Annotated in this window: 7 protein-coding genes and 1 pseudogene; 4 read left to right on the top strand and 4 right to left on the bottom strand. The window is 70.7% G+C overall.

Annotated features, from left to right (window positions below; translation table 11 throughout):
- Positions 1-149: 149 nt before the first annotated feature.
- Complete coding sequence (locus BLU79_RS09365) at positions 150-1430, bottom strand: hypothetical protein (RefSeq protein ID WP_093905191.1); 1281 nt, start codon at positions 1428-1430, stop codon at positions 150-152.
- 358 nt (positions 1431-1788) lie between these two features.
- Between BLU79_RS09365 and BLU79_RS09370 the strand changes: the two genes are divergently transcribed.
- On the top strand, positions 1789-2673 hold the full coding sequence (locus tag BLU79_RS09370) for a DUF4429 domain-containing protein (RefSeq protein WP_093905192.1): 885 nt from the start codon (positions 1789-1791) through the stop codon (positions 2671-2673).
- Between the two features lie 17 nt (positions 2674-2690).
- On the opposite strand, the gene BLU79_RS09375 is transcribed toward BLU79_RS09370, so the two are convergent.
- Positions 2691-3497, bottom strand: a complete 807-nt coding sequence (locus tag BLU79_RS09375) for a class II aldolase/adducin family protein (RefSeq protein ID WP_093905193.1) — start codon at positions 3495-3497, stop codon at positions 2691-2693.
- Positions 3498-3662: 165 nt separating this feature from the next.
- Between BLU79_RS09375 and BLU79_RS09380 the strand changes: the two genes are divergently transcribed.
- Positions 3663-4136 (top strand): pyridoxamine 5'-phosphate oxidase family protein, encoded by a 474-nt coding sequence (locus BLU79_RS09380; RefSeq protein ID WP_093905194.1) that lies wholly within the window; start codon positions 3663-3665, stop codon positions 4134-4136.
- Between the two features lie 22 nt (positions 4137-4158).
- Here the strand turns inward: BLU79_RS09380 and guaA are convergent, their stop codons facing one another.
- Positions 4159-5739: a glutamine-hydrolyzing GMP synthase gene (gene guaA / locus BLU79_RS09385; RefSeq protein ID WP_093905195.1), complete on the bottom strand. Its 1581-nt coding sequence runs from the start codon at positions 5737-5739 to the stop codon at positions 4159-4161.
- A 331-nt stretch (positions 5740-6070) separates the two neighbouring features.
- Between guaA and BLU79_RS09390 the strand changes: the two genes are divergently transcribed.
- On the top strand, positions 6071-6352 hold the full coding sequence (locus tag BLU79_RS09390) for a chorismate mutase (RefSeq protein ID WP_093905196.1): 282 nt from the start codon (positions 6071-6073) through the stop codon (positions 6350-6352).
- A 488-nt stretch (positions 6353-6840) separates the two neighbouring features.
- Here BLU79_RS09390 and BLU79_RS09395 read toward each other — a convergent pair whose 3' ends face one another.
- Positions 6841-7989: a hypothetical protein gene (locus tag BLU79_RS09395; protein WP_093905197.1), complete on the bottom strand. Its 1149-nt coding sequence runs from the start codon at positions 7987-7989 to the stop codon at positions 6841-6843.
- Between the two features lie 257 nt (positions 7990-8246).
- Here BLU79_RS09395 and BLU79_RS48930 point away from each other — a divergent pair.
- A pseudogene (locus BLU79_RS48930) lies at positions 8247-8455 on the top strand (hypothetical protein); the annotation flags it as partial.

Genomic DNA, 8455 nt, shown 5'->3' on the forward strand with positions numbered 1-8455 from the left:
CCGGTCCGAGGACGGGCACCCCCCGACGCGGCCCCGAAGCACCACACACCCGCAGGCGCTACGCGCACCCCCACCCAACCCGCACAGGCCGCCGCAGGCACCCCCGCCCAACCGCCGGAGGCAAGACGCACTCAACCGCCCAGGCCCCGTCAATCAGTCACATCGATCACGTACCGATTGGTCTCCACCCCCGCCGCAGTAACCACCTGCACCTCCACCCGCCCCGGCTCCACATCCGCAGGCACCGGCACCGTCAGCACCGCATCCGTCGGATTGCTGAACCCCCCGGCCACCGGCACCAACGGCACCCGCACATGCACCGCCCCGACCCGCACCACCATCCGCGACAACCGGTCCGCCCCCTGCGCACCCGGCGGCACAAACCCGGCGCCCCGGATCTCGACGTCGTCCCCCGTACGGATCGGCGCGTCCAAGTCCCCGGCCTCCCGTGCCCGCACCACCGAGAGGATCACCGGCCGACCCCCTTCCGCGTACTTACCGGCGAGGTACGTCGCCGCGGAGATCAGCACCACCACCGCCAACCCCCACGGCAGATCCGGCAACTGATCCGGCCGCCGAGCCAACCGCACCGCCGCGAACAGCAGCGCGACCCCGCCGATCACGACGTACTGGATGTCCGCGAACGTCCCCCGCCCCGCGTCATCCGTCAGCAGATCCGCCGCCCGGGGCCGATCCGCCCGCACCTTCTGCAGCCGCTGTCCGAGGACCCGCACCCCGACCACCCGCCGCACCAGCACCGCGATCGCACACACCACGGCGAGCACGGTCACCACGCCCGCGCCCCGCCCGAGGTCGAGCCCGGCGATCAGCGCATCGCGCTCCTCGTGCCCGGACGCCGCAGCGAGCTGCCCCACCAGTACGAGGACGGCGTACGCCACGAACAGCACCCACGCCGCGGCGACCGCACGCGACGTGGACAGCCGGTTGTCCTCGCCGATGACCGGCGCCAGCGCCCCACCCCGAGCCCGGTGGAACCACGACGCCGCGGTGAGCGCCCCGGCGGTCACAAGCGCCGCCAGCAGCCCGGCCGTACGCGCCGACGTCCACCCCGCCCCGATCGCCGTGAGCGCCTGTACGAGAAGCAGCGTCACGACCAGGGCCCAGACCGCCCCCGCCGTACGAAGCCACAGTCGCGCCAGCCACGCCTCGCTCTCGGCCCGGCCCCGCTCGGCGACCAGTTCCGCGGACTGTGTCAGCTCCTCGGAGACCCACTGCCGGGAGGCCGAGGCCGAATGGGCCACGGCAGCCGGAAGTCCCTGCCCGGCCGCGAACTCGTCCCGCTTCAGCAGGAATTCGGCGACCGCTCGCCGATGCCCCGCACGCGCCCCGTGCGGGCAGTCCCCACAGGTACAGCCACCCCCGTGCACGCCCGCTCCCGAGCCGCCTTGCCCAGCCTCCTGCACCGCCACGCCCGACGCCCGCCTTCCCCTACGACCTCACGCCCCACCGGCCGCACGACCAGTGACCCGAACAACCAGTAGCCCGAATGGCCAGTGGTCCGATGACCAAATCACCTCATGGCCTCATGGCCTTATAGCCTCACGGCCCCACTATCGGCAGCCCGTCTCAGATACCGGCCACCACGGATTTCGGCCACCCGTCGGGCGAGGCACCCGCACCACCGACAACTCCCGTGCAACGACAGCGAATTGTGCCCTACATCACCCGCCCGACACCCGGCAGGTCCGCCGCCCCACACCCCCGGCAGGCCCGGTCGGCGCGGGTGACGAGCGGCTCCCGTGTTGACCCCCCTGCGAGAATTCCCTTATGGCCGAGATCATCCAGCGCGACGGGACCTGGGCCTTCGACGGCACAACGGTCCGGATCACGCCGGGGCTCCACCGCTCCGTGCCCCTGCTGAGGCAGACGTACGGAGAGATCGCCGTACCCCTCGAAGCCGTGGCAAGCATCGTCTTCGAACCCGAACGCAAACGCGGACGCCTGCGCATGCGGCTGCGCGAGGGCGCCGACCCGCTGCTCCAGGCGACGGGCGGCCGGCTGCCCGACACCGCGGATCCTTACCGGCTGGCGGTGGACATCGATCGGGCCGGGGTCGCCGAGTACGTCGCCGAGGAGATCCGCCACGCACTGCTCCTGGACCAGATCCCCAAGGAGGCGACCAAGACCTACCTCCTGCCCGGCCCGCCGGTCCCGGTCTCCGTCCGCTCCTCCGACGGCACGGTCTCCTTCGACGGCACCGAGGTGCGGATCGACTGGTCCGACACCTCCGACCGGGTCAAGCGGGCGACCGGCCCCAGGATCATCAACGTCGGCGATCTCGTCCAGGTCGAGTGGCTGCCCAACTCCGGCTACGAGGACGGCTTCCTGCGCTTCGTGACCCGCGAGACGGTGTTCTCCAAACTGCCGCCGGAGAAGGACCCGTACGCCCTGGACCTGTGGGGCAGCGCCCGCCGTGACCTGCTCACCGCCCTGGTCGCCACCGCCGTCACCGCCCGCCTGCCGCACCCGTCCACCCGCACCGGCGTCGACCACGCCGACCGCCCCCACCTGGCGGCGTCCGTCCCACCCCCGGCCGACCACCACGACGTACTGCTGCGCAGGCTGCGGGAGCTGGGCGAACTGCACCGGGACGGGATCCTCACGGACGAGGAGTTCGCGATGACGAAGGCCGTGGTCCTCCGGGGCTTCTGAACTCCGGGGTGCGCACGTCAACTCAGCAGATCCGGCTCGCTCCGGCTGATGTCCTGCCACAAGGGTTGGTAGTTGATCCACGCCACCAGGTCCCCGCCCAGTTGCTCCCGCGTCGCCACCGCCAGCTTGTGCTCGATGAGGACCGGACGCCCCGCCGCCTGGGCCGTCAGCTGCACCTGGGAGGACCGTTCCATCGACAGGAACCACCAGGCCGCCGCGTCCACCGAGTCTCCGACGGTCAGCAGCCCGTGGTTGCGCAGGACGAGGGCCTTGCGCGAACCGAGCGCGCCCGCGATCCGGCGGCCCTCCACCGCGTCGACGGCCACCCCCGAGTACGCGTCGTAGAGCGCGTGGTCCTCGTAGAAGGCGCAGCTTTCCTGGGTGATCGGATCGAGCAGTTCGCCCAGTGCCGCGAGCGCGCGCCCGTGCACCGAGTGGCAGTGGGCGACCGCGACGACGTCGGGGCGGGCGGCGTGGACCTGGGAGTGCACGGTGAAGGCGGCCTGGTTGACGTGGTAGCGGCCGTCGATCACCTGGCCCTCGGAGTTGGCGAGCACCAGGTCGCTGACGGTGACGTGCTTGAACGGCATCCCGAACGGGTTGACCCAGAAGCAGTCGCTGAACTCGGGGTCGCGCGCGGTGATGTGCCCCGAGACCCCGTCCTCGAACCCGAGCCGCCCGAAGATGCGCAACGCGCCCGCGAGCCGTTCCTTGCGATGCCTGCGCTCGTCCTCGACTGACTCGTGCATCGGCGGCATCGCGAACTGCAACCGGTCGGTGGGCAGCGGCGGGGGCGGAGTGGACCCGAGGGGCGTCCCGTGCATGTGTCCTCCAGCACTGGGTGGCTTACGGGGCGGAAGTTACCGTCGGTCAGCGCAGGAGAACAGAGATGTTCTGTAAAGATCCCGCCCATCCGGCCGTCGCATCCGGCCGCCGAAGGCCCTGGAAACCAGACAGCGGATGTCGGGTATCGGCGCGACACTCGCCGTATGACAGCGAACTGGGCAACCTTCACCGAGGCGGAACCGGACCTCGCCCGCACCACGGAGGAACGCTTCGGCGCCTTCACCCACCACATCCTCGCCACCCTCCGCAAGGACGGCTCCCCGCGCACCACCGGCCTGGAGGTCCGTTTCCTGAACGGCGAGCTGTGGCTCGGCATGATGCCGGACTCGCTCAAGGCCCTCGACCTGCGCCGCGACCCGCGCTTCGCGCTGCAGGCGAACCCCGGCGAGGGGCAGTCGATGGGCGGGGGCGACGTACGCGTCGCCGGGCGGGCGATCGAGGTCGAGGATCCGCAGGTGAAGGCCGCATACACCGAAGAGGTGGAACCGCCGGAGCCGTTCCACCTCTTCCGTACCGAGCTGACGGAGGTCGTGAGGACCTACGTCGAGGACGAGAAGTACCTCGTCGTCCAGATCTGGCAGCCCGGCCGGCCCCTGCGCACGATCAAGCGCACCTAGGGCCGAATCGCCTACGGGCCGCCTACTCCCACTCGATCGTCCCCGGCGGCTTCGACGTCACGTCGAGGACGACACGGTTGACGTCGCTCACCTCGTTGGTGATCCGGGTCGAGATCCGCGCCAGGACGTCGTACGGCAGCCTCGACCAGTCGGCGGTCATCGCGTCCTCGGAGGACACCGGGCGCAGGACGATCGGGTGGCCGTACGTCCGCCCGTCACCCTGCACACCCACGCTGCGGACGTCGGCGAGCAGCACCACCGGGCACTGCCAGATGTCACGGTCGAGGCCGGCCGCCGTGAGCTCCTCACGGGCGATGGCGTCGGCCTCGCGGAGCAGGTCGAGACGCTCCTTCGTCACCTCGCCGACGATCCGGATGCCCAGGCCCGGGCCCGGGAACGGCTGGCGCTGGACGATCTCGTCCGGCAGGCCGAGCTCCTGCCCGACCATCCGGACCTCGTCCTTGAACAGCTTGCGCAGCGGCTCGATCAGCTGGAACTCGAGGTCCTCGGGGAGGCCGCCCACGTTGTGGTGGGACTTGATGTTGGCGGTACCGGTGCCGCCACCGGACTCGACCACATCGGGGTACAGAGTGCCCTGGACGAGGAACTCCACCGCCGGACCCTCGTCCGCGATGATCTCGGCCTGCGCCTGCTCGAAGACCCGGATGAACTCCCGGCCGATGATCTTCCGCTTCTCCTCGGGGTCGGAGACGCCCTTCAGAGCGGTGAGGAAGCGCTCCTCCGCGTCCACGACCTTCAGCTGTACGCCGGTCGCGGCCACGAAGTCCTTCTCGACCTGCTCGGTCTCGCCCTTGCGCATCAGGCCGTGGTCGACATAGACGCAGGTCAGCTGGGAGCCGATGGCCTTCTGGACCAGCGCCGCCGCCACGGCGGAGTCCACGCCGCCGGACAGCCCGCAGATGGCGCGCCTGTCGCCGACCTGCTCACGGATGGCCGCGACCTGCTCCTCGATCACATTGCCGGTGGTCCAGTCCGGCTTCAGGCCCGCACCCCGGTACAGGAAGTGCTCCAGCACCTGCTGACCGTGCGTGGAGTGCATGACCTCGGGGTGGTACTGGACGCCGTACAGCTTCTTGTCGTCGTTCTCGAAGGCGGCGACCGGGACGACGTCCGTGGAGGCCGTCACGGAGAAGCCCTCGGGGGCGGCGGAGCAGGCGTCGCCGTGCGACATCCAGACGGCCTGCTCGGCGGGGGTGCCCTCGAAGAGGGTGGAGGACGACTTCGATACGTGGAGATCCGTACGGCCGTACTCGCGGGCGCCGGTGTTGTCGACGGTGCCGCCGAGGGACCGGGCCATCAGCTGGAAGCCGTAGCACATGCCGAAAACGGGGACGCCGGCCTCGAAGAGCGCGCGGTCGAGGCTGGGGGCGCCCTCCTCGTACACGGACGAGGGGCCGCCGGAGAGGATGATCGCCGCCGGGTTCTTGGCGAGCATCTCCGCGACGGGCATGGTGCTCGGCACGATCTCGCTGTAGACCCGGGCCTCGCGGACGCGGCGGGCGATGAGCTGGGCGTACTGCGCACCGAAGTCGACGACCAGGACGGTGTCGGGGGCGGCGGCAGCGGGGGTCGCTGGTGACACGGGTTGCCTTCCGGCGGCTGGGCTGGGGTCTGTGGTGCCGATTCTACCGGGGTGGCCGTGGGGGCGGTCCCGGCCGCCCGGGGCTGCCTGCCGTCTCAGGATGCGAACCGGGTTGGACGTCCCCGACCGGCCCGGCATACTGACCCCATGCTCACGCACCCGACCTTCGTCTTTACCTATGGCACCCGGCCCGCCGGCTGCCATGGTCGTGCTGCTTGAGCAACTGACAAGCGACTTCCCAGGCGCCCCGGGCCGACAAGGTCCGGGGCGTCTGGCGTTTCCGGGACCTGTCGGTACCGGGGCACCGCCCCCGCCCACGAGGAGCCCCGAAATGACCGCCATCGACGTGACCGGCGCCCGCACCACCGAGGCCGCGGACGTGATCACCGGTGCCCGTGAACGCATCGACGCCCTGGACGACCGGATCATCGGGCTGATCCACGAACGTATGGCCGTCTCGGCCGTCATCCAGGAGGCGCGGATCAATTCCGGCGGCCGGCGCGTGAACCTCTCCCGCGAGATGGACGTCCTCAACCACTACAGCGAGGCGCTGGGCAAGCCGGGCACGTCCCTCGCCATGACCCTGCTCGAACTGTGCCGCGGTCGCATCTGAGTTCGGCACCCCTCTCACCCGGACGGAGCGTGACGCCTCCCGGAACCCTTCGTTGGTACCGGTGTCCGTGCCAGCCAGGGGCGGGCCCGAAAGAACCACGCGTGGCTCACTGGAGCGATGAGGCGAACGGATCACGCCGTACGCCGTGGGACCTCGCTCCAGGTAAGTGACCGGACGGCAGGGGACAGCAGCCCGGTCACCCAAGAGGGTCGGCTCCGGGGACGCCCGGGGCCGACCGGCGGAAGTACAGCAGTTGCGGTGGCCGCATCCATCAAGCACGATGCGGAGGAACCACCGGGTCCCGCCATGGGCAACCGCATCGCCATCGGCCGAGACCCTCCTGACCAGCGGCGCAACCCCCCGGCGCCGCTCCTCAGGCACCGACGCTGCCCTGACGTCGGTGCTGACGGAAGAAGGGCCCCGCAGCTACTGCCTGCGGGGCCCTTCTCATGCCGTTCCTACCAAGGACCGTGACGCGTGAAGGCCCGTCAGGTGCGTGAGACGGTGCCGCACTCCTTCGTCCCTTCCTTCTCCCCCGCCGCCCCGTCCAGCTCCCTGCTCCGGTCGTACGGATCCACCACGTCACCGGACGGCTCGGGGCTGGCGTACAGGTCGGCCTGGAACCTCGGATGGATGAAGCCGTCACCCTGTCGGCAGCTGTCGTTGCCGATTTCGCTGCTGAGGTCGTGCAGCCAGATGCGGCCCTCCGTCGCCTGGTACCTGACGGGGTCGACGACCTCCACCTCGACGGCCCGGCGGACGATCGTGCGCGTGACCTCCTCGCCGCCGGCGGCCCTGGCCACCGGGTACACGAAGGTGTAGTCGGCCCGGATCAGCGCTCTTCCGCCGTTGCCCTCACCGGGTTCGACCGTCATACGGCCGCGCACCTTCACCTCGGCGCCGACGAGCTCGATCTCGTCCGGGTCGAAGCGGGTGACGTTCCACTTGGGGTCGTTCTCGACGGTGGGTCGGTGCAGGCCCGCGCGCAGGTGGGCGACGTACTCCTTCGACAGCGGGTCGAGGAGCGCCAGTGCCGTCTTCGGCTCGGCGCCGTACAGCACGTCGCGGTCGAGGTTGGAGGCGACGAGGAACTCCTTCGTACGCCGCAGGGCCGCCTCGATCCGCGCGGCGGGAACCCCGCTGACCGCCTTGGCCTTCGGCACCTCGATGGCGTCCGCGCCCGCGGACCAACGCTCGGCCGGGGAGCCGGCGAACGGCCGCTTCCTCGTGGGCTGACCTGCCGCGTCACCGGGCGCACCGCTGGGCCGGGTCGACTCCGCCGCCAGCGGTGACGCCGACGGCACCTCGGCGTCGGAGCCGCCGGGCAGCAAGGACAGCGCGGCGGACGGCTTGAGGGCGATCACTGCCACGGCGACGGCGAGCAGGACGCCGAGCGCGCTCCACACCTTGCGTCGACGCGGGGACCGGCCGTTCATCTCCTGCCAGGCGGGGCCGGTGCGCCAGCCGGCGGGCAGTTCCCCGCGGGCGTCCTGTTGGCGCAGGCGTTCGGTGACCATGCGGGCGCGGGCGGAGGGTTCCTTCGGGGCGGCGGAGGCCCGGTCGCGTTCGGCGTCCCGGACGAACTTCTCCCATTCCTCGTCCGGTATGGACGAGCCCTCGGACGGCTTATCGGTCACGGCGGTGTGCGCTTCCTCTCAGTGGGCTGATCGCCGGCTGAGCGTACGTCAGCTCCGGACCGCCCAGCAGAGGCTCCCGGGTACCACACAGGTGTGATGCAGGCCACATAAGAAACCTGTTAGTGCAGGCACAACCATTCACAGCAGTCACGGATCAAACCCTGCGAACCACGGGCCACACCCGCGCCCCACACGCGGAGGCCTCCCTGCCATTCGCGTGTTGCGAGGTCGCAGCACTCCGGACTTTCGAGGTCTTCATGAAGCTTCGCCGTGCACTGGCCGCCGCGGCCACGACAGCTGTCATAGCGCCGATCGCGCTGCTGTCCGCGCCGGTCGCGTTCGCCACGGACGAGACCAACCCGTCGCCGACGGTGACGGAACCCACGCCGGCTACCGAAGAGCCGACGCCCACCGAAGACGCCACCACGCCGGCCACCGAAGAGCCGACGCCCACCGAAGACGCCAC

Origin of the sequence: Streptomyces sp. cf386, assembly GCF_900103585.1 — a bacterium.
In the GTDB taxonomy this organism is placed as follows: Bacteria; Actinomycetota; Actinomycetes; order Streptomycetales; family Streptomycetaceae; genus Streptomyces.

Coding starts and splice junctions, on each gene's coding strand:
- BLU79_RS09370 (WP_093905192.1), top strand. CDS start 1,789: ATGGCCGAGATCATCCAGCGCGACGGGACCTGGGCCTTCGACGGCACA.
- BLU79_RS09375 (WP_093905193.1), bottom strand. CDS start 3,497: ATGCACGGGACGCCCCTCGGGTCCACTCCGCCCCCGCCGCTGCCCACC.
- BLU79_RS09380 (WP_093905194.1), top strand. CDS start 3,663: ATGACAGCGAACTGGGCAACCTTCACCGAGGCGGAACCGGACCTCGCC.
- BLU79_RS09390 (WP_093905196.1), top strand. CDS start 6,071: ATGACCGCCATCGACGTGACCGGCGCCCGCACCACCGAGGCCGCGGAC.